The sequence below is a fragment of the Novosphingobium sp. RL4 genome (assembly GCF_035658495.1).
Classification (GTDB): domain Bacteria; phylum Pseudomonadota; class Alphaproteobacteria; order Sphingomonadales; family Sphingomonadaceae; genus Novosphingobium.
In genome coordinates, this window is the sequence record NZ_CP141944.1 from 2,649,215 (window position 1) to 2,669,072 (window position 19,858).

General features: G+C 65.5%; 20 protein-coding genes. 8 read left to right on the forward strand and 12 right to left on the reverse strand.

Annotation, left to right across the window (positions count from 1 at the left end; translation table 11 throughout):
* The first annotated feature begins 5 nt into the window (after window positions 1-5).
* Entirely contained in the window at window positions 6-1,106 is a 1,101-nt protein-coding gene (locus U9J33_RS12940) for an NADH:flavin oxidoreductase/NADH oxidase (RefSeq protein WP_324695822.1), read from the forward strand.
* A 75-nt stretch (window positions 1,107-1,181) separates the two neighbouring features.
* Here the strand turns inward: U9J33_RS12940 and U9J33_RS12945 are convergent, their stop codons facing one another.
* The 5 genes from U9J33_RS12945 to U9J33_RS12965 form a co-directional block, all read right to left on the reverse strand.
* Window positions 1,182-2,405 (reverse strand): type III PLP-dependent enzyme, encoded by a 1,224-nt coding sequence (locus U9J33_RS12945; RefSeq protein WP_185997113.1) that lies wholly within the window; start codon window positions 2,403-2,405, stop codon window positions 1,182-1,184.
* A 450-nt stretch (window positions 2,406-2,855) separates the two neighbouring features.
* The gene (locus U9J33_RS12950) at window positions 2,856-4,034 is read right to left on the reverse strand and encodes a carboxynorspermidine decarboxylase (RefSeq protein ID WP_185997112.1); all 1,179 of its coding nucleotides are present in this window, start codon (window positions 4,032-4,034) and stop codon (window positions 2,856-2,858) included.
* 94 nt (window positions 4,035-4,128) lie between these two features.
* On the reverse strand, window positions 4,129-4,479 hold the full coding sequence (locus U9J33_RS12955; RefSeq protein ID WP_054440842.1) for a DMT family protein: 351 nt from the start codon (window positions 4,477-4,479) through the stop codon (window positions 4,129-4,131).
* An 8-nt stretch (window positions 4,480-4,487) separates the two neighbouring features.
* Window positions 4,488-4,895, reverse strand: coding sequence for a hypothetical protein (locus U9J33_RS12960; protein WP_054440839.1), 408 nt, complete (start codon window positions 4,893-4,895; stop codon window positions 4,488-4,490).
* Window positions 4,895-6,106: a saccharopine dehydrogenase family protein gene (locus tag U9J33_RS12965; RefSeq protein ID WP_185997111.1), complete on the reverse strand. Its 1,212-nt coding sequence runs from the start codon at window positions 6,104-6,106 to the stop codon at window positions 4,895-4,897. The genes U9J33_RS12960 and U9J33_RS12965 overlap by 1 nt, the downstream gene beginning before the upstream one ends.
* 280 nt (window positions 6,107-6,386) lie before the next feature.
* Between U9J33_RS12965 and U9J33_RS12970 the strand changes: the two genes are divergently transcribed.
* From U9J33_RS12970 to U9J33_RS12990, 5 genes are all read left to right on the forward strand, one after another.
* Window positions 6,387-7,622: a BtaA family protein gene (locus U9J33_RS12970; RefSeq protein WP_324695827.1), complete on the forward strand. Its 1,236-nt coding sequence runs from the start codon at window positions 6,387-6,389 to the stop codon at window positions 7,620-7,622.
* A gap of 10 nt (window positions 7,623-7,632) precedes the next feature.
* Window positions 7,633-8,277, forward strand: coding sequence for a class I SAM-dependent methyltransferase (locus U9J33_RS12975; protein ID WP_324695829.1), 645 nt, complete (start codon window positions 7,633-7,635; stop codon window positions 8,275-8,277).
* Window positions 8,278-8,293: 16 nt separating this feature from the next.
* Window positions 8,294-9,271, forward strand: coding sequence for a threonine ammonia-lyase (locus U9J33_RS12980; RefSeq protein WP_324695831.1), 978 nt, complete (start codon window positions 8,294-8,296; stop codon window positions 9,269-9,271).
* Between the two features lie 126 nt (window positions 9,272-9,397).
* The gene (locus U9J33_RS12985) at window positions 9,398-9,628 is read left to right on the forward strand and encodes a hypothetical protein (protein WP_185997107.1); all 231 of its coding nucleotides are present in this window, start codon (window positions 9,398-9,400) and stop codon (window positions 9,626-9,628) included.
* Between the two features lie 41 nt (window positions 9,629-9,669).
* Complete coding sequence (locus U9J33_RS12990; RefSeq protein ID WP_054440830.1) at window positions 9,670-9,930, forward strand: hypothetical protein; 261 nt, start codon at window positions 9,670-9,672, stop codon at window positions 9,928-9,930.
* A 49-nt stretch (window positions 9,931-9,979) separates the two neighbouring features.
* On the opposite strand, the gene U9J33_RS12995 is transcribed toward U9J33_RS12990, so the two are convergent.
* The 3 genes from U9J33_RS12995 to U9J33_RS13005 are packed head-to-tail and all read right to left on the reverse strand — an operon-like array spanning window position 9,980 to window position 12,991.
* Window positions 9,980-11,239: a class I SAM-dependent RNA methyltransferase gene (locus U9J33_RS12995; RefSeq protein WP_054440828.1), complete on the reverse strand. Its 1,260-nt coding sequence runs from the start codon at window positions 11,237-11,239 to the stop codon at window positions 9,980-9,982.
* Complete coding sequence (locus U9J33_RS13000) at window positions 11,236-12,642, reverse strand: NAD(P)H-hydrate epimerase (RefSeq protein ID WP_324695837.1); 1,407 nt, start codon at window positions 12,640-12,642, stop codon at window positions 11,236-11,238. The genes U9J33_RS12995 and U9J33_RS13000 overlap by 4 nt, the downstream gene beginning before the upstream one ends.
* On the reverse strand, window positions 12,614-12,991 hold the full coding sequence (locus U9J33_RS13005; protein WP_324695839.1) for a hypothetical protein: 378 nt from the start codon (window positions 12,989-12,991) through the stop codon (window positions 12,614-12,616). The genes U9J33_RS13000 and U9J33_RS13005 overlap by 29 nt, the downstream gene beginning before the upstream one ends.
* 125 nt (window positions 12,992-13,116) lie before the next feature.
* Here U9J33_RS13005 and U9J33_RS13010 point away from each other — a divergent pair, with 125 nt between their 5' ends.
* On the forward strand, window positions 13,117-13,392 hold the full coding sequence (locus tag U9J33_RS13010; RefSeq protein ID WP_324695841.1) for a hypothetical protein: 276 nt from the start codon (window positions 13,117-13,119) through the stop codon (window positions 13,390-13,392).
* 168 nt (window positions 13,393-13,560) lie between these two features.
* Here the strand turns inward: U9J33_RS13010 and ilvD are convergent, their stop codons facing one another.
* From ilvD to U9J33_RS13030, 4 genes are all read right to left on the reverse strand, one after another.
* The gene (gene ilvD, locus U9J33_RS13015; RefSeq protein ID WP_132468967.1) at window positions 13,561-15,417 is read right to left on the reverse strand and encodes a dihydroxy-acid dehydratase; all 1,857 of its coding nucleotides are present in this window, start codon (window positions 15,415-15,417) and stop codon (window positions 13,561-13,563) included.
* Window positions 15,418-15,596: 179 nt separating this feature from the next.
* On the reverse strand, window positions 15,597-16,316 hold the full coding sequence (locus tag U9J33_RS13020; RefSeq protein ID WP_324695844.1) for an N-formylglutamate amidohydrolase: 720 nt from the start codon (window positions 16,314-16,316) through the stop codon (window positions 15,597-15,599).
* Between the two features lie 11 nt (window positions 16,317-16,327).
* Entirely contained in the window at window positions 16,328-17,140 is an 813-nt protein-coding gene (locus U9J33_RS13025) for a 4-(cytidine 5'-diphospho)-2-C-methyl-D-erythritol kinase (protein WP_324695846.1), read from the reverse strand.
* A gap of 170 nt (window positions 17,141-17,310) precedes the next feature.
* Window positions 17,311-18,960, reverse strand: coding sequence for an electron transfer flavoprotein-ubiquinone oxidoreductase (locus U9J33_RS13030; RefSeq protein WP_324695848.1), 1,650 nt, complete (start codon window positions 18,958-18,960; stop codon window positions 17,311-17,313).
* Window positions 18,961-19,052: 92 nt separating this feature from the next.
* Between U9J33_RS13030 and U9J33_RS13035 the strand changes: the two genes are divergently transcribed.
* Entirely contained in the window at window positions 19,053-19,853 is an 801-nt protein-coding gene (locus U9J33_RS13035) for a uracil-DNA glycosylase family protein (RefSeq protein WP_324695850.1), read from the forward strand.
* Window positions 19,854-19,858 lie beyond the last annotated feature (5 nt).

The following is a 19,858-nucleotide window of genomic DNA, read 5'->3' on the forward strand; positions in this document are numbered from 1 at the left end:
CTTTCATGGCCAAGCTGTTCGAGCCGATCACCATCGGCAACCTCACTCTCGACAACCGCATCGTCATCGCACCGATGTGCCAGTATTCCGCCGAGGACGGCCGGATGACCGACTGGCACACGATCCATCTCGGCAACCTCGCCCAGTCCGGCGCCGGCATCCTCACGATCGAGGCCACCGCCGTCAGCCCCGAGGGCCGCATCTCCTATGCCGATGTCGGCCTGTGGGACGATGCCACCGAGGAGGCGATGGGCACGGTCCTCGCAAGCGTGCGTCGCTGGTCCGACATGCCGATCGCTATCCAGCTTGCCCATGCCGGTCGCAAGGCCAGCACCGCCAAGCCCTGGGACGGCGGCGCCCAGATCGCTCCTGACGCCGAAAACGGCTGGCAGACGGTATCGGCCTCCGACCTTCCCTTCCTCGGCCATGAGAACCCGCCCGAGGCGCTCGACAAGGCCGGTCTCGACCGCATCCGCGAAGCCTTCGCCGATGCCGCCCGCCGTGCCGACCGGCTCGGCATCGATGCGATCCAGATCCACGGCGCCCACGGCTACCTGCTCCACCAGTTCCTCTCGCCGCTCTCGAACAGGCGCGAGGACGAATATGGCGGCAGCCTGGAGAACCGCATGCGCTTCCCGCTGGAGGTCTACGACGCCGTGCGCGCCGCATTCCCTGCCGACAAGCCGGTGACGATGCGCGTCTCCGGTACCGACTGGGTGGAAGGCGGCTGGGACGTCGAACAGAGCATCGCTTTCGCCAAGGCGCTGGAGGCACGCGGCTGCGCGGCCTATCACGTCTCCAGCGGCGGCCTCGACGCCGGACAGAAGATCCCCGTTGGCCCGAACTACCAGGTTCCGCTCGCGCGCAAGGTCAGGGAAGCGGTCTCGATGCCGGTGATCGCCGTGGGGCTCATCACCGAGCCCGAGCAGGCCGAGGCCATCGTCGCCACCGGGGAGGCGGACATGATCGGCCTTGCCCGCACCGTGCTCTACGATCCCCGCTGGCCCTGGCACGCAGCCGCCGCGCTCGGCGCGAAGGTCAAGGCGGCGCCGCAGTTCCTGCGCAGCCAGCCGCGCGTCTACAAGGACCTGTTCGTCCAGGCCTGAGCCTGCGGGCGGACAAGAAAAAAGGCCCGCCGGAACATGGTTCCGGCGGGCCTTTTTGCCAACTTTCCGCTCGGTTCAGCGCAGCGAAACCACGTTGTCCGACACGCGCGGGTCCTTGCGCTCGCCGGTGTAGAGGCTCGCCATCGGCTCGTCCGTGGCAACGAGCACCTCGCCGGTGCCGAAGCCGTTGAACGCCGTGCGCATGGCCGCGCCGTAGGCGCCGAGCATGCCCACTTCGATCCAGTCACCCGCCTTGATATCGGCCGGGAGCATGAACGGGCCTTCCATGAAGTCGGCATCGTCGCAGGTCGGACCGTAGAACGCGAATTCCTGGAGGTCCTCCGAACGCTCGCCGCCAACGGCGGTCTCGCGCGAGATGCACTTCACGGGGAAGCGCCAGGCAACGTGCGCCGCATCGTAGAGCGCGCCATAGGCACCCTCGTTGATGTAGAGTTCGTCACCGCGACGCTTCTCGACCTTGACGATCATCGAGCTGTACTCGGCCGAAAGCGCACGGCCGGGTTCGCACCACAGTTCCGCGTTGTAGGCGATCGGCAGGGCTTCGAAGTGACGGTGGATCACCTGGAAATAGTCTTCCAGCGGCGGCGGCTCCATGCCCGGATAGACCGAGGGGAACCCGCCACCGACGTCGATCATGTCGATAACGACACCGGCGTCGGCGATTGCCGCACGCGCACGCTCCAGCGCCTGGACATAGGCGAAGGGCGTCATCGCTTGCGAACCGACGTGGAAGCATACGCCCAGCCAGTCGGCAACCTGACGGGTGGCCTGAAGCAGTTCGCCGGCATCAGCCAGATCGATGCCGAACTTCGAGGCCAGGCTCAGTTCCGAATATTCGGAAGAGACGCGCAGGCGCACGCAAAGACGCAGGTCGGCGGCGCGATTGCCGTCGGCGTCAGTGGTCGCTTCGAGGATCTTCTCGACTTCCTCGATCGTGTCGAGGCTGAAGGTCCGCACGCCATGTTCGAAATAGGCTTCGCGGATGGCGCTGGCGGTCTTGACCGGGTGCATGAAGCACAGGGTCGCGTCCGGCAGGGCCGCGCGGGTCATGCGAACTTCGCCGATCGATGCGACGTCGTAATGCGTGATGCCGTTCGCCCAGAGAATCTTGATGAGATCGGGGGACGGGTTGGCCTTCACCGCATAGAGCGACTTGCCCGGAAACTTCGTGGCGAAGAAACGGGCCGCGCGCGCAGCAGCGTGCGGGCGGTTCAGGATAACGGGTTCGTCGGGCGCGAGAGCGCGCGCTACAGCCGGTGCGTCAAGAAATTCGAGCAACTCAAGGGACCCCCAAACGGAATTGTTAACAACAAGAGCTGCCTTGCGGTTTGGAAGTCCCCATGGGGCAGCGAGGGGCGGGATATAGGGCTCCCAAGCTGAATCGCAAGTGAAAAAAGTCCCCTTTCACGGAAACGTCACATAAGGGGATAGCGCGAAGATCCATGCCGCCTCTCAGTTTCATTTTATTGTCTTGTTACAGACATTTACCTGAAAATCATCACCCCGGACTTCCGTCGCGAACGGAATGCCCGAAAGGCGCGTTTCACGGTTACAATGCAAACGGCACGGGTTCGGTTCTCTCGAGTCGATCTATCGGAGCCCGAACGGGGCAATCGCGGGACGGATCGAGCCGTTTTTCATGGATTCGGCAGAGCGGGAACAAAGGAAAGGAGCGGCCACCCAAGGCGGGACCGCTCCTTTCGCAATGAAGAGTTGGCCTGCCTGCGCTCAGCTCAGACGGCCGCGGAAATCCTCGTAATCGAAGCGGCGGGTGCATTCGAGCAGGTCGGTTTCGGAATCCCACAGCCAGATCGAGGGCAGCGGCACCCCGTTGAAAGTGGTGGTCTTGACCATCGAGTAATGCGCCTGGTCGAGGAAAGCGAAGCGCACGCCCGGTTCCGCCTCGACCGGCAGGACATAGTCTCCGATCACATCCCCCGCGAGGCACGACGGCCCGCCAAGACGCACCGGCTCGCCTTCGCTCTCCGCCCGCTCACCCAGCATGGCCGGGCGATAGGGCGCCTCGATCACGTCGGGCATGTGGCAGGTGGCGGAAACGTCCACCACCGCCACCGGCATGCCGTTATGGCCGATGTCAAGCACGGTTCCCACGAGAATGCCGGCATCGAGCGCGACGGCTTCGCCGGGCTCGATATAGACCTCGGCGCCGGTATCTTCCTGAAGATCGATCAGGAATTCCACCAGTTCGTCGCGCTGATAGTCGGACCGGGTGATGTGGTGGCCACCCCCGAGGTTGATCCACTTGAACTGGCCGAAGAACGGTTCGAGGTAATCGAACGCCTTGTCCCAGGTACGGCGCAGCGGCTCGAAGTCCTGCTCGCACAAGGTGTGCATATGGATGCCGTCGATCATCTCGACATGCTCTTCGGTGAGCTGGTTGATCGGGAAGCCAAGGCGCGAGTGCGGCGCGCAAGGGTCGTAGCGCGGAACCTCGCCTTCGGCATGCATCGGATTGACGCGCAGGCCGATGTCGAAGTCCTCGCCCCGCGCGCGGGCGTTCTCGATCTGCGCCCAGAAACGCTCGATCTGCATCGGCGAATTGAAGATCACATGATCCGACAGGCGCAGGATCTCGTCGAGATCCTCCTCCTTGTAGGCCGCGCAATAGGTCGCGATCTCGCCGTCGTAGAATTCCGAGGCAAGCCGCGCTTCCCACAGGCCCGAAGTGCATACGCCGTCGAGGTATTCGCCGACGATCGGCGCGGTGGACCACATCGAGAAGGCCTTGAGCGCGGAGAGCACCTTGGCGCCCGAACGCTCGCCGATGTCGGCCAGCACGCGCAGGTTCTCGCGCAGCTTGGCGGCATCCACCACGAAACTGGGACTGTCGACTCGCGACAGATCGAAGTGAGCGAAGGCTCCCGGATCGCCGGCGCGGGTTTCCATGTTCGGTTCAATCCTTTTCGGTGGGCTCGCACATCATCGGCTGAGCCAAATTTCCAACCAGATGGCCTTCGCGGCCGCCAGCTTCAAGGATGCCTCAGGCAAACGGACCCTTGAAGATGAACCATGCCCCTGCGCCGACCAGAGCGAAACCGACGATCTCGTTGAGTCCCGGCTTCTGCCCGAACAGCAGCCATGCCACCAGCACGAAGGCCGTGAGCGACATCGCCTCCTGAAGCACCTTGAGCTGCCCCAGAGAGTAGACCTGGCTGCCAATCCGGTTGGCCGGCACGGCAAGGCAATATTCGAAGAATGCGATGCCCCAGCTCATGGCAATCGCCAGCCACAGCGCCTTGCCGGGCATCTTGAGATGCAGGTACCACGCCGTGTTCATGAACAGATTGGATCCCGCGAGCATGGCCACGGGGGCAACGAAGGTCCAGTTCACGAACCCGCTCAGTCGATGCAGATCGCATTGACGGCCTTGCCGCCCTTGATCTCCGCATGGCAGCCGAACAGCCGATCGTCCGCCTGGCAGGTGCCGCTGGCCGAGGCATCGGCAGAAGCGGCGCCGGCACTGCCGATGCACTTGCCCTGGCACTGCGAGGAATCGGTGCACTGCTTCCCGGCATCGGCAAAGGCGTGGACACACTGTTCCATGCCCAGCCGTCCCCGGCGCTGCACGCTGCCGCCCGAACCTTCGCAGGCCGTGCGGTCGGCAGCGCTCATGTCACGGGAATAGCCCGGCCCGGCCTCGCCGTTTCCGGCAGGTTGAGCGGGCTGCTGCGGACCGCCCTGCGGCACGCAACCGGCCAGCGCGAGAGCGCCGGCCGCAGCGACGAGAACGGTCCGCAGCATCGTCATCAGAAGGCCAGAGGTCCGTCGAGTTCCTCGACCGTCCAGGGCAGGCCATGCTGGTTGAGCATGTCCATGTAGGGGTCGGGATCGAACTGCTCCATGTTGAACACGCCCGCACCGCTCCACTTGCCGGTCACCAGCATGGCGGCGCCGATCATCGCCGGAACGCCGGTGGTGTAGCTGACGGCCTGGTTGCCGGTTTCGGCATAGGCATCTTCGTGGTCGCAGATGTTCTTGATGTAGAACGTCTTCTCGCCCGAACCGTCAAGCGCTTCGCCGGTCGCGATATCGCCGATGTTGGTCTTGCCCTTGGTGGTCGAACCGAGCGAGCTGGGCTCGGGCAGCACGGCCTTGAGGAACTGGAGCGGAATGATTTCCACGCCGTTGTAGATCACCGGGTCGATGCGGGTCATGCCGACGTTCTGCAGCACGGTGAGGTGCTTGATGTACTCGTCGCCGAAGGTCATCCAGAAGCGCGCGCGCTCCATCTCGGGGATGAACTTCGCAAGGCTTTCGAGTTCCTCGTGGTACATCATGTACATGTTCTTCGGGCCGACGGCCTCGAAGTCGAAGCTCTGCTTCACGCCCATCGCCGGGGTTTCGACGAACTGGCCGTTTTCCCAGTGGCGGGCCGGCGCGGTCACTTCGCGGATGTTGATTTCCGGGTTGAAGTTGGTCGCGAAGGCCTGGCCATGATCGCCGCCGTTGCAGTCGAGAATGTCGAGCGTGCGGATGGTCTTGAGCTTGTGCTTCTTCAGCCACATGGCGAAGACCGAGGTGACGCCCGGATCGAAGCCCGAGCCGAGCAGCGCGGTCAGGCCCGCTTCCTTGAAGCGCTCCTGATAGGCCCACTGCCAGTGGTATTCGAACTTGGCCACGTCCTTGGGCTCGTAGTTCGCTGTGTCCATGTAGTTCACGCCGGTTGCCAGGCACGCGTCCATGATCGCGAGATCCTGATAGGGCAGCGCGAGATTGACGACGAGCTTCGGCCCGATCGAGCGGATCAGCTCGCTGGTTGCCGCCACGTCATCGGCGTCGATCGCATAAGTGCTGATCGAGACGCCGGTGCGCTCCTTCACCGATTCGGCAATCGCCTCGCACTTGGAAACCGTGCGGCTGGCGAGGTGGATGTCCGAGAAGATGTCGGGATTCATCGCCATCTTGTGGACCGCGACCGAACCGACGCCGCCTGCGCCGATCACCAGAACCTTGCTCACCAATTTGTCTCCTTAACGCGATGCTCGCGAACAGCCGCATATAGAGGCCCTGTGTGACAACTCAACTCTTCGAGTTTCGTTGATTCGTTTGTCCGACCTGTCGGTTGGGCAAGACGGCCATCCGGCCGTTTTGTGCGGCACCGGCCCACGCCCGTCCCGGATGTGACGAGCGCACCCAACGAAAACTGTCACAATCCGCCATCGTCCCGTCATCGCGCGGTCACCCGGCGGGGGCAATGCGGCGAGCGAACACCTTTCCCTCGCGGCCAAGGAATTTCCGATGCCTCCTGCCCAGCACCCTCACGCGAGGCCTGCGTCCGACCTCATCGGCAAGGCCGTCGTCCGTCCCGAATCGAACCGTGCCGCCCGCCTGCTCGACAAGGCTTTCGCGCTCGCGTTCAAGGGCCTCGTCTACGCGCAGATCTGGGAAGATCCGGTTGCCGATATGGAAGCGCTGCAGATCGGGCCGGAGAGCCGGATCATCACCATCTCCAGCGGCAGCTGCAACGCCCTGTCCTACCTGACCGCCGATCCCGCCGCGATCACCAGCGTCGATCTCAACACCGCGCATATCGCTCTTGGCCGCCTCAAGATCGCCGCGATCCGCAAGCTGACCGACTATGCGGACTTGCGCCGCTTCATTGCCGAGGCCGATCATCCCGGCAATGTCGCGACATATCGGGACCGCCTTGCCCCGCACCTCGACGAAGCCACCCGCCGGTACTGGGAAGGCCGGGATCTGGTGGGCCGCCGCCGCATCCGCGGCTTTGCGCGCGGTATCTACAAGCAGGGCCTGCTCGGCCACTTCATCGGTGCGGCACATGTCCTCGCCAAGCTCTACAAGATCGACCCCAGCGAAATCCTCGGCGCCGAGACGCTGGAGGAACAGCGCCGCGTGTTCGACGAACGGCTGGCGCCGATCTTCGAGCGCAAGCTGGTTCGCTGGCTGACCGACCAGCCCGCCTCGCTTTTCGGCCTCGGCATTCCGCCTGCCCAGTACGACGCGCTGGCAGGCGGCAACCGCATGGCCGATGTGCTGCGCGCACGGCTGGAGAAGCTGGCCTGCCACTTCCCCCTCAACGACAACTACTTCGCCTGGCAGGCTTTCGGGCGCGGCTACGGACGCGAGCCCAAGGCCCCGCTGCCGCCCTATCTTCAGGAAGCCAATGTTCCCTTGGTGCGCGAGCGGCTTGGCCGCCTCACCTTGCGCCATGCGAACTTCACGCAGGTTCTGAAAGAAAGCGCCGAAGCCTCGCTCGACCGCTACATCCTGCTCGATGCGCAGGACTGGATGAGCGACGCGCAGCTTACCGAGCTCTGGAGCGAGATCACCCGCACCGCGCGCGCCGGTTCGCGCGTGCTGTTCCGCACTGCCGCCGAGCCCACCCTGCTGCCGGGCCGCGTGCCGGAAGCGATCCTTTCCCGCTGGGACTACCGCGAAGAGGAATCCCGAGCGGCCACGCGGGGGGATCGCTCCTCCATCTATGGCGGCGTCCACCTCTACGTCCTGCGCTGAGGCATCCGCGATGACGGGAAGCGCCACCTCGCAGGACCATGCCGCGCTGATGGACAAGGTCTATCGGGGCCAGCGCCACATCTATGACCTCACCCGGAAATACTACCTGTTCGGCCGGGACCGGCTGATCCGCGAACTGGGCGCGGAACCCGGCATGAGCGTGCTCGAAGCAGGCTGCGGCACCGGCCGCAATCTGGAACGGGTCGCCCGTGCCTGGCCCGGCGCTGCCTGCCACGGCTTCGACATTTCCGGCGAGATGCTGAAATCCGCCCGCGCGCGGCTGGGCCCCGACGTGCAACTGGCGCTCGGCGACGCCACACGATTCGAGCCGCGTGACCTGTTCGGCCGCACCGGCTTCGACCGGATCATCCTGTCCTACACGCTCTCGATGATCCCCGGATGGGAGGCCGCGCTGCGACAGGCGGCACATGCGCTGGCACCCGGCGGCGTGCTCCATGCCGTCGACTTCGGCGACCTTTCCGGCCTGCCCGCCCCTCTGCGCGGAGCCCTGCGCGCGTGGCTGACGAAGTTCCACGTCAGCCCCCGGCTGGACCTGCCGATGGTCGCCGCGCGGATCGCCGGAGAACTGGGCCTGCGGGTTGAGGTGAAGCGCGGGGGCCTGGGCTATTACCAGATGGTGCGCCTCATCTGCTGACGCTATGGCCGGGCGCATGACTCAGGCCCTTCTTCACCGTCCGACCGGCCAAGGCGTTGCCATGGCTGCCCGCAAGATCTCGGAAATCCTGCCAAGAACGCCGCTTCTGCCGCTCGACGTCGATGGCCGCACGATCTGGTGCAAGGCCGAAAGCCTGCAGCCCGTCGGCGCATTCAAGATTCGCGGCGCCTGGCACCGTCTGACCGCCCTGACCGAAGAGGAACGCGCGCGCGGAGTCGTCGGCGTTTCCAGCGGCAATCATGCGCAGGGGGTCGCCTGGGCCGCACGCAGGCTGGGCATCGAAGCCACCATCGTCATGCCGGTCGACGCGCCGGAAGTGAAACTTGCCAACACCCGCGCTCTGGGCGCCGAGGTCGTGCTCTACGACCGCCCCGGCGGCGAGGACCGTGACGAAGTGGCGGCCCGCCTGTGCGCCGCCCGGGGCGCTACGCTCGTCCACGCCTATGGCGATCCCTGGATCATCGAAGGCCAGGGCAGCACCGGGATCGAGATCGCCGCGCAAATGGCCGAACGCGGCCTCGCGGCGCCGGATCAGGTAGTGGCACCCTGCGGCGGCGGCGGCCTGACCGCCGGGCTCGCACTCGCCCTGCCGGATGCGGCAGTGATCCCCGTCGAGCCCGAAGGTTGGGACGACGTGTGCCGCAGCCTCGAAACCGGAACGATCTGCCGCGTCGGCGCCGATGCCCCGCCCACGCCCTGCGATGCACTGCAGACGCCCGGAACCTGGCCGATCAACTTCGAGATCCTTCGGGCGCGCTGCCCGTTCGGCCTCGTCGTCACCCCCGCCGAAATCCGCGCGGCGCAGCGCCTCGCCTTCGCGAAGCTGCGCCTCGTTATCGAACCCGGCGGCGCCGCGGCGCTGGCGGCGGTTCTGGCCGGCAGAACTCCTTCGGCGGAGCGTACTGCCATCGTGCTCTCGGGCGGCAATACCGACGCCCAGGCCTTCGCCAGAGTGCTTTCCGGAGCCGACTGACCCGAAAACCGGCAGGGCCGATCGGTGCATTTTGAAACACTTGCACCGGAAAGCAAATTCTGGACGAACGACGCAACCTGAACTAATCTTGCGCGAACAGGGCAAGACACATTCGGGAGAAAACGCGTGAGCACCCGCAGTGAACCATTTTCCGCCATTTCGATGCGCTGGGCCTTCTTTGCGCTCGAAGCCGTTCTGGTCGTGGTCACCCTCGCGGCGCTTACCAACAACCTGCTCGATGCGGACTGGGGCCTGAGCTGGTCGACCTTCTTCGTGGGCATGATCGGAAGCTGCTGGGCGCTGGTGATCTACCAGCTGGTGTCCGCGCATGTATGCGGGCGCAGTACGGATTCCTGACGCCCCTTCGCGTCGGCCCCCGGTCCTGCTAGGGCGAGGCCATGGATTTCGACGACCAGCTTCGCCGCTACTTCGGCACCGACGACCTTTCGACGATCGCTCCCAGCACGCTGGAAACCGGGATTGACCGGATGCGCGTCGATCTTGGCATGGAGAAGGACCGCAGCCGCCGTTTCGCGCTGTGGTCGTTGCTCTACCTGTTCAATGCCTCGCCCGACCTCGACGTCGCCTTCGACAACGAGGAAGACCGCAACGCCGCGCGGGACTTCATGGACATGATGGCCAAGGCCCAGGGAGAGTAAGGAAGGGGGCGAGGCAGGGAGCCCCCTGCCCCGTCACCATGCGGACGGGCTATCTTTCGAAATAGCTCGCCAGTTCGACGTGGGTGGACCAGCGGAACTGGCCGACCGGACGCAGTTCGACCAGCCGGAACCCCGCCTCCACCAGCCGCGCGGCATCGCGGGACCAGCTCGACGGGTTGCACGAGATATAGACCACCCGGTTCACCGTGGAATCGGCGATGCAATCCACCTGCTCGCGCGCACCGGCGCGGGGCGGATCGAGCAGGACGGCGTCGAACTTGCTCAGTTCGTCAGGCTGGAGCGGATTGCGGAACAAGTCGCGGTGAGCGGAGAACACCGGCAATTGCGCCCGGTCCGCCGCGGTCTTGCAGGCGAGATGGGCATCGCGTGCAGCCTCTGCGGCCAGCACCTTGGTCTGCGGCCCGGCCAGCGCCAGCGCAAAGGTGCCCAGCCCCGAAAACAGGTCCGCGACCGTTGCTGCGCCCTCGAGCCAGCCGCGCGCGGCTTCGACCAGGGCCTGTTCGCCGTCGAGCGTGGCCTGAAGGAACGATCCCGGCGGGAACGGGACCTTGACGGGGCCGAGGCTCACCGTCACCGGTTCCGGCTCCCACACCGTCTCGAAGCCGTAGCCGCCGTCCATGGTGAGACGGGCGAGACCGTACTGGCGCGAGAAATCGAGCATCGATTCGGTCGCCGAGAGCCCTTCGGCGGTGAGCCCCTTGACGCCGAGATCGACGCCCTGGTCAGTCAGCGTCATCTCGATATCGGCGGCCATGCGCGCCTGCTGGTGCTTCGCGGGCTTGCCGGGCCTGCCGCCCTTCTTGGCGGGCGCCGCCTTGCCCATCATGATGAGCAGTTTGCGAAGCGGGCCGAGGATCGCGAACAGTTCCGGCGCCATGACCGGACATTCTTCCAGCTCCACCAGTCGGTGCGACTTGGCCTCGCGGAAGCCGATGACCACGCGCCCGCCCGAGCTTTCCGCCCGCAACGACACGCGGCGGCGCGCGCCCGGCGGGGACAGGTAGGGCGGCGAGATCGCTTCCGCTCCCAGTTCCTGCGAGGCAGAGGCATTGGCCACGCGCGATCCCACGAAGTGTTCGAGGCTTTCCTCGTCGAGCTGTTGAAGCTGGCAGCCGCCGCAACGGCCGAAATGCTGGCAGGCGGGCTGCACATGATGCGGCCCCCATTCGAGCGTGCCGTCCTCGTGCAGGAGGTCGCCCGGTGCAGCGCCCCAGGCGAAGCGGCCGGATTCGGTAACGCCATCGCCCTTGGAGGCGATGCGCAGGATTTCTTCTGTTCCAGTAGTCACAGGCAGGCCGCTAGCGCAGCCGGGACCATTTGTCCAAGCTGACCGGCAGTAAAGGCAGGCGAAGCGCGCCGCGCCGCCTCTCCATGAAGCCACACGCCCTCGCAGGCGGCCGCGAAAGCTTCGGTTCCGGCAGTCAGACGGCTGGCGATGCACCCGGCCAGCACGTCACCCGTTCCCGCAGTCGAAAGCCAGGAACTGGCACGGGGGGCGCAGGCGATCCGGCCGTCCGGCGCGGCGATCACGGTGTCAGGGCCCTTGGCCACCACGACCATGCCCCCTGCCCTCGCCAGCGCCAGCGCGCGGCCGGGCTTGCTTCCGCTTCCCTCGCAGCCGAACGCCCGTTCAAGAGCCAGCAGTTCGCCTTCGTGCGGCGTCGCCACTGTGGCGGCCTTGCGCTCGGCAAGCAGGCGCGGCGTCAGCAGGATCAGCGCATCGGCATCGATCACCGCAGGAACCGGATCGGCCAGGGCAATGGCGAGCCGCTCCCGCGCCAGACTGTCACGCCCCAGCCCCGGCCCTACCAGAACGGCGGTATTGCGGTCATCCACGAGCACATCGACCAGCTTGCCCTGATCGACCACGAGGTCCGCAGGGACGTTACGCTTGCTGTCCGCGAAGAGTTTGACGTAGCCCGCCCCGGCGCCCTGCGCGGCAAGGCTGGCCAGCACCGCTGCGCCAGGCATCGCTCCGCCGACAACCGCAAGAAGCCCGCGCCGGTACTTGTGCGCGTCGGCCGCCGGAGCCGCGAGGCGAGGCTTGGCCACGGCCGATGCAGCCCCTTCCACCGGCGCGACGCCGATCGGCACCAGGCGCAGCGCGCCCATGGCGGCAGCGGAAGGCATCAGGAAATGCGCGTATTTCCAGGCGCCCAGCGCGATCGTGAGGTCATAGTCCGGGAGCGACGGATTCAGCGCCATGCCGGTATCGGATTGCACGCCGCTCGGCAGGTCCACGGCCACCCGGTGATGATGTGCATTCGCCAGCCGCGTGAGCAGCGCCAGGTCGCCTGCCGAAAGCGGACGGGTCAGCCCGCTGCCATAGAGGCAATCGACGAAGACATCGGCAGGTGTCTCCGGCCCAGACACCGCGCCCTGATAAAGCTTTCGCGCATGGACCGCCGCCGCGCTCTTCGGATCGGCGCCGGCAACGACAGTGACATGGCCGCCACGCTCGCGGATGGCCTCGGCCAGAACGTAACCGTCACCGCCATTGTTGCCCGGACCGCAGAGCACAGTGACCTTGCGCCCCGCGCAGATCCGCCAGATCCATTCCGCCGCGCCCCGCCCCGCGATCTGCATCAGCGCATCGACCGACGACCCTGCTGCGATCAGTGCCTCTTCCGCCCGCCGCATCTGCGCAACGGTGAGAATCTGGTCAGCGTGAAGGCTCTGGATTTGCGGCATGGGGCTTCCTCGTCACCGGGAACAGGTAGCGGTCCGCCCCGACGCTGACGTCGAGCCGTTCACCTTCCAGCCTTGTTACCGCCACTTGCGCCCCATCGGCAACCGCAAGGCCGCTGCCGTCTGTCATGACGGTGAAACGCCGGAAGGCGCCGTCGGGGTGGTGGACCACGAGAACGAGCGTTCCCCCTTCTTCCGACCGCTCGACCGCGCAAACCGGTTTCAGTTCGGCGGAACCGCCCACGGCGCAGGAGACAGGCTCGCCGCCTTCGGCGACATTCGGCGCCTCGTGCCGCGACGAGCAGGCGGCAAGAGCGAGGATGAAGACGAAACCGGGAAGCGAGCGTGCCATGCCGCCGGCTAAAAGGACTTTCCCGCCGACATCAAGCCTCTGCACGGCGCAGCCCGAGAATGGGACACTTAACGCGGCCCGCGCGTGATGTTACGCTGGAGCATAATCTACCGAGGGAGAGCACTATGCCGCTGATCGAACGCGCAGCAAGGGCGCTGGCGAAGGCTGAACACGGAACGGATGACTGGAATGGCCTTACCGCGAAAGATCGCGAGCAGTTCAAGGCGACCGCGCGGGAAGTGGTAAAGGCGCTGCGGGTTCCCACGCCGGGCATGTGCCTTGCCGGCGAACATCTGCTCAAGAAGGATCGTGGCCTTACCGTCAACGTCGCCGACGTTCACGATGCATGGCAGAACATGGTTGACGAGGCTGTCCGCCTCTACCCTGTCAGCGACGGTTAACCGGCGCAGTTCCCCAGCCTCAGTTCCCCCGCCTTTCATCGCGAGCAATCCGGAGCGGCGCATGACCGGCTCCGGATCGCGTTGCCATGCTTGCAGTGACGACAGGGAGCGGACCGTCCGAGGATGCGGCCGAAAGCGCCACGCACCCTCGGCCGGCTTCCTCGAACCTTACTTCCGCTTGAGCTGGGTCACGTCGCGCACGGCACCACGGGCAGCGCTGGTCGTCATCGCGGCATAGGCCTGGAGCGCGGCCGAGACCTTGCGAGGACGCGGATGGACCGGCGACCATGCGTCGGCTCCGCGCGCTTCCTGCTGGGCCCGGCGATGGGCCAGAACCTCGTCCGAGACCGCGAGGTGAATGGTGCGACCGGGGATATCGATCTCGATGGTGTCGCCGTTCTCGACGAGACCGATGGCGCCGCCTTCCGCCGCTTCCGGCGAGGCATGTCCGATCGAGAGACCGGAAGTACCGCCCGAGAAACGACCGTCGGTCAGCAGCGCGCAGGCTTTGCCGAGGCCCTTCGACTTCAGGTAGCTGGTCGGGTAGAGCATTTCCTGCATGCCCGGCCCCCCGCGCGGTCCTTCGTAGCGGATCACCACGACATCGCCCGCAGCCACCTGGCCGCCGAGAATCCCCGCAACGGCGGCATCCTGCGATTCGTAGACGCGCGCAGTGCCGGTGAACTTGAGGATGCTGTCATCCACGCCCGCCGTCTTCACGATGCAGCCGTCAGCAGCGATATTGCCGTAGAGCACCGCAAGGCCGCCGTCCTGGCTGAAGGCATGTTCCTTCGAACGGATGACGCCGTGCTCACGGTCGAGGTCGAGGTCGTCCCAGCGGCGGCTCTGGCTGAACGCGGTCTGGGTCGGCACGCCGCCCGGCGCGGCCTTGAAGAACTCCTGCACCGAAGGCGAATTGGTGCGCGAGATATCCCAGTGGTTGAGCGCGTCGCCAAGCGACTTGCTGTGCACCGTCGGCAGGTCAGAGTTGAGCAGGCCGGCGCGGTCGAGCTGGCCGAGGATCGCCATGATGCCGCCGGCGCGGTGGACGTCTTCCATGTGGACGTCGTTCTTGGCCGGCGCGACCTTGGAAAGGCACGGCACCTTGCGGCTGAGACGGTCGATGTCCTCCATCGTGAAGTCCACGCCCGCTTCCACGGCAGCCGCCAGCAGGTGAAGCACGGTATTGGTCGATCCGCCCATGGCGATATCGAGGCTCATGGCGTTTTCGAAAGCGCCGAAGCTGGCGATGTTGCGCGGCAGCGCGGATTCGTCTTCCTGCTCGTAATAGCGGCGGCACAGGTCCACGACGAGACGGCCTGCTTCGAGGAACAGTCGCTGACGGTCGGAGTGGGTCGCCAGCGTCGAGCCGTTACCCGGCAGCGACAGGCCCAGCGCTTCGGTCAGGCAGTTCATCGAGTTTGCAGTGAACATGCCCGAGCACGAACCGCACGTGGGGCAGGCCGAACGCTCGATCGCCTTCACTTCCTCGTCGGTGTAGCTCTCGTCGGCGGCGGCGACCATGGCATCGACCAGATCGAGCGCCTGCTCCTTGCCGCGCAGCACGACCTTGCCCGCTTCCATCGGCCCGCCCGAAACGAACACGACCGGGATGTTGATGCGCAGCGCGGCCATCAGCATCCCCGGCGTGATCTTGTCACAGTTGGAGATGCAGACCATGGCGTCGGCGCAGTGGGCATTGACCATGTATTCCACGCTGTCGGCGATCAGGTCGCGGCTGGGCAGCGAATAGAGCATGCCGTCATGGCCCATCGCGATGCCGTCATCGACCGCGATGGTGTTGAATTCCTTGGCGACGCCGCCCGCAGCCTCGATCTCGCGGGCAACCATCTGGCCCAGGTCCTTCAGGTGGACGTGGCCGGGCACGAACTGCGTGAACGAGTTCACCACCGCGATGATCGGCTTGCCGAAGTCCGCATCCTTCATGCCCGTCGCGCGCCAGAGGCCACGCGCGCCCGCCATATTGCGGCCATGGGTGGAAGTGCGGGAACGATAGGCGGGCATTGTGCGAACTCCGGGATACAGGGGCGCGACTATACGCCCTTTGCGCCGGCCCCTACACTGCGAACTGCGCCGCAGCAATGGGGAGTGAGACATTTTCTTTCGCAAATGCCATAAAGATTGTTTTATTGGTTCAAGGGCCAAGCAGGTTTTCGAATTTCACCCTGCCCGATGCCGCCCCCTCACAGCCGTTCGACCACGCCTGCGCAAAGCCGCGTCATCCGCTCGGCCCAGAGCGCCTGCCCGGCCTCGTCCGCAATCTGGTCCTGCCGGATCTCGATGCTGAGGTAGGGCCGCCCATGCGCCTCGGCATGGCGGTTCATGGAGGCGTTCAGTATCCGTCCCGAGTAAGGCTCCTGATCGCCCACCGTCAGGCCGTCCGCCTCCAGCAGCGCAATGGCGATGCGCGCCGCGCGGTCATCCTGGTTGTAGAGGATGCCGATCTCCCAGGGCCGCGGCTTGTCGCACGTTGCCAGGCCCGGCGTGAAGCTGTGAAGCGAAACGATCAGTGCAGGCTCGGCAGATTCCAGCATTTCTTCGAGAGCGGTGTGATAAGGGGCAAAGTATTCCGCCACGCGTGCGGCGCGGCCATCGTCACCGATCATGTTGCCGGGGATCGCGTAGCCGTCCGAAACGACCGGGAACATGCCGGGCATCCCGATATCGCGGTTCAGATCGCAGACGAGGCGGCTGATCCCGGCAAGCCATGCCGAAGTGCCCGCCTCCGTCATCCTCTCCGCCACGGCGGCGACGCCGATGTCGATGGCGATGTGCTGGTTCATCAGATCCGCGGGAATGCCGAGGTCGATTCCGTCTGGCACATGGTTCGAGGCATGGTCGGCGATGACGACGATGCCGCCTTCCACGGGTTTGCCAAGCAACTTGTAGAGTTCGGTTTTCATCGCAGGGGCTTTCAACGCAATTTCCCGGATAGTTGCCACCAGTCGGGGTGTTCCGCCGCGATGCTTGCGGCAGCATCGCTTAAGGCTTCCTGACTCTCATAGAGCGCAAAACACGTTGCGCCGGAGCCTGACATGCGCGCGAGGAACGGCCCGGTATCGCGCAAGGCCGCCAAGACATCGGCGATAACCGGGCAGATGGCGATGGCCGGTCCTTCCAGGTCGTTGCGCCCGCCCTGGGCGATCTCGCGCAGGGTTCCGCCCGGCATCGGGCCGCGGTCTACGCCGTCCCACGCCTTGAACACCGGCCCGGTAGGCACCGGCGCGCGGGGATTGACCAGCAGCACCGGGCATCCGGCAAGGTCGTTTTCGGAGACTTCGGCAAGATCGGTGCCGGTGCCGGTGCCGATGCAGGGCCGCGAAAGCACGCAGGCGGGCACGTCGGCGCCCAGCCTTGCGGCGCGCTCATGCCAGTCGTCCGGGAGGCCATGAGCGCGTTCGATCATGCGGAATATGGCGCCTGCATCGGCGGAGCCCCCGCCCAGCCCTGCCGCCACGGGCAGGCGCTTTTCGAGGTCGACCGACCATCCCTTGCCATGCGGCAGCGCTGTCAGGGCCTTGGCGACGATGTTGCCGAGCGGGTCGTCGATCTTCCCTGCAAACTCGCCGTGCGTGGCAAGGCGATCCACCTCGGCGGGCGCCGCCGCCAGTTCGTCTCCCGCATCGACGAAGGCGAACAGGGTTTCCAGCTCGTGATAGCCATCCTCGCGTCGCCTGCGGACATGGAGGGCGAGGTTGATCTTGGCATAGGCAGTTTCGGTCAGCATCGCTCCGTCCATGGCGCGAGGCGAGCCCAGAGGCAAGGCGAGCGTTGGCCTTCCCACCCCTCGTTGCAAACCGGGGAACCGTCACCCTGAACCCGTTTCAGGGTGACGGGAGAAATCGGCGGCAATCAGATTCCGAACCGGGAAAGGGCGCTGCCCTTCCCTCATTCCGATTACATATTCGGATAGTTCGGGCCGCCGCCGCCTTCAGGGGTGACCCATTCGATGTTCTGGGTCGGATCCTTGATGTCGCAGGTCTTGCAGTGGACGCAGTTCTGCGCGTTGATCTGGAGCTTCATGCCCGAACCGTCCGGATCGACGAATTCGTAGACGCCCGCCGGGCAATAGCGCGCCTCTGGCCCCGCATAGAGCGGCAGGTTGATGCGCGTGGGGACCGTCGGATCGGTCAGCTTCAGGTGGACCGGCTGGTCTTCCTCGTGATTGGTGAACGAGTAGGACACGCTGGTCAGGCGGTCGAAACTGATGACACCGTCCGGCTTGGGATAGGCGACCGGCTTGTAGAGGTCGGCGCGCTGGAGTGTCGAGGCATCGGTGTGATGCTTCATCGGCCTGGCCAGCCCGAAGCCGAACAGCGTGCGCAGCCACATGTCCGCGCCCGCCAGCACCGTGCCGATCTCGCCGCCCCACTTGGCGACCAGCGGCTCCGCGTTCTGGACGAGCTTGAGTTCCTTGGCGATCCAGCTCTCGCGCACGGCGGTGTCGTATTCGCCCAGCGTGTCCTGCTCGCGGCCTGCCTTGATGGCCGCAGCAATCGCCTCGGCAGCCAGCATGCCGCTTTTCATGGCGGTATGCGTGCCCTTGATGCGCGGCACGTTGACGAAGCCGGCCGAACAGCCTGCCAGCACGCCGCCCGGGAAGGCCAGCATCGGCACCGACTGCCAGCCACCCTCGTTGATCGCACGCGCACCGTAGGCGACGCGCTTGCCGCCTTCGAGAATCGCACGGATTTCCGGGTGCTGCTTCCAGCGCTGGAATTCCTCGAACGGGTAGACGTAGGGATTCTTGTAATCCAGCGCGGTAACGAAGCCCAATGCCACCTGGTTGTTCGCCTGGTGGTAGAGGAAGCCGCCGCCCCAGCTATCGGTCTCGCTCATCGGCCAGCCCTGGGTGTGGATCACGCGGCCGGGGACGTGCTTGTCCGCCGGGATATCCCAGAGTTCCTTGATGCCGATGCCATAGATCTGCGGCTGGCAATCGGCCTCCAGATTGTACTTCGCCTTGAGCCGCTTGGTCAGGTGGCCGCGCGCGCCTTCGCAGAACACGGTGTACTTGCCCAGCAGGTTCATGCCCGGCTGGAAATCACTCTTGGGTTTGCCTTCGCGGTCCACGCCCATGTCGCCGGTCTGCACGCCGATGACGGCGCCATTGTCGTCATGGAGAATCTCGGCGGCGGGGAATCCGGGGAAGATCTCGATCTCCAGCGCCTCGGCCTGCTCGGCCAGCCAGCGGCAGAGGTTGCCCAGCGAGCCGGTGTAGTTGCCATCGTTCGACATGAACGGCGGCATCACCAGATGCGGAAGAGAGAACTTCTTCTTTTTCGTGAGGTGCCAGTGCCAGTTGTCGGTCACGGGCGTTTCCGCCAGCGGGCAGCCGTCTTCGCGCCAGGTCGGCAGCAGTTCGTCAAGCGCCTTGGGATCGATCGTCGCGCCCGAAAGGATGTGCGCGCCGATCTCCGAGCCCTTTTCGAGCACGCAGACCGAAAGCTCAGGATCGACCTGCTTCAGCCGGATCGCCGTCGCCAGTCCTGCGGGCCCACCGCCCACGATGACGACGTCATACGGCATCTCTTCGCGTTCAATCATTGCGTCCACGCAGCAAGCCCCTAGTTTAGTCGCTCGATTAATTTTCGCGAATTGCCTTGATTGGTGGATGGCAAGAGGTCAAGACCCACGCGATGGATCAGGCCCCAAATCGGCAATTTCTGGACGATATCACAGGTGCGCTGAACTGGTGGCGCGAAGCCGGGGTCGAATTCGACTTTCTGGACGAGCCCCGCCAGTGGATCGTGCCCGAGGACGAACAGGACGAAAACGGAGACCGGCTGCCCCCGCGTCGCCGCCTCCCGGTGGACGTCGACGCGCCGCCGCCCCGGCCCGCCCGGATCGACCCGGCATTGCTCCCGGCCGACCTTCCCGCCTTCCGCGATTGGTGGATGAGCGAATCGCTACTGGACGATGGCGGCCCGGCCGGCCGCGTGATGCCGGGCGGCGTGGCAGGCGCGAAACTGATGGTCGTGGTGGAAACGCCCGAACAGCAGGACCGAGACGAACTGCTCACCGGCCAGCAGGGCAAGTTGCTCGACGCGATGCTCGCGGCCTTCGGCACCCGGCGCGCGGATATCTATCTCGCCAGCGCGCTGCCCCGCCACGATGCGCTGCCGGACTGGCGCGCGGCGGAATCGCGCGGCGTGGGCGAAGCACTCGCCCGGCACGTTAACCTTGTCGCACCGCAGCGACTCATTGTGCTTGGCGGAAACGTCCTGTCGCTTCTTGGCCACGAATCACCGCAACGCGCTGCCGTTTTAAGACAATTTCATCATGAAGGACTTACGACACCTCTCCTGGGCGGGTGGGGCCTCGCCGCGCTGCTGCAACAGCCGCGCGCAAAAGCGAGCTTCTGGAACGCCTGGCTTGAGTGGACGAAGTCTGAAATTGCACAGATGAAAGATGCCGGGCCGGAGGGTTCACAGTCCTGAAAGGA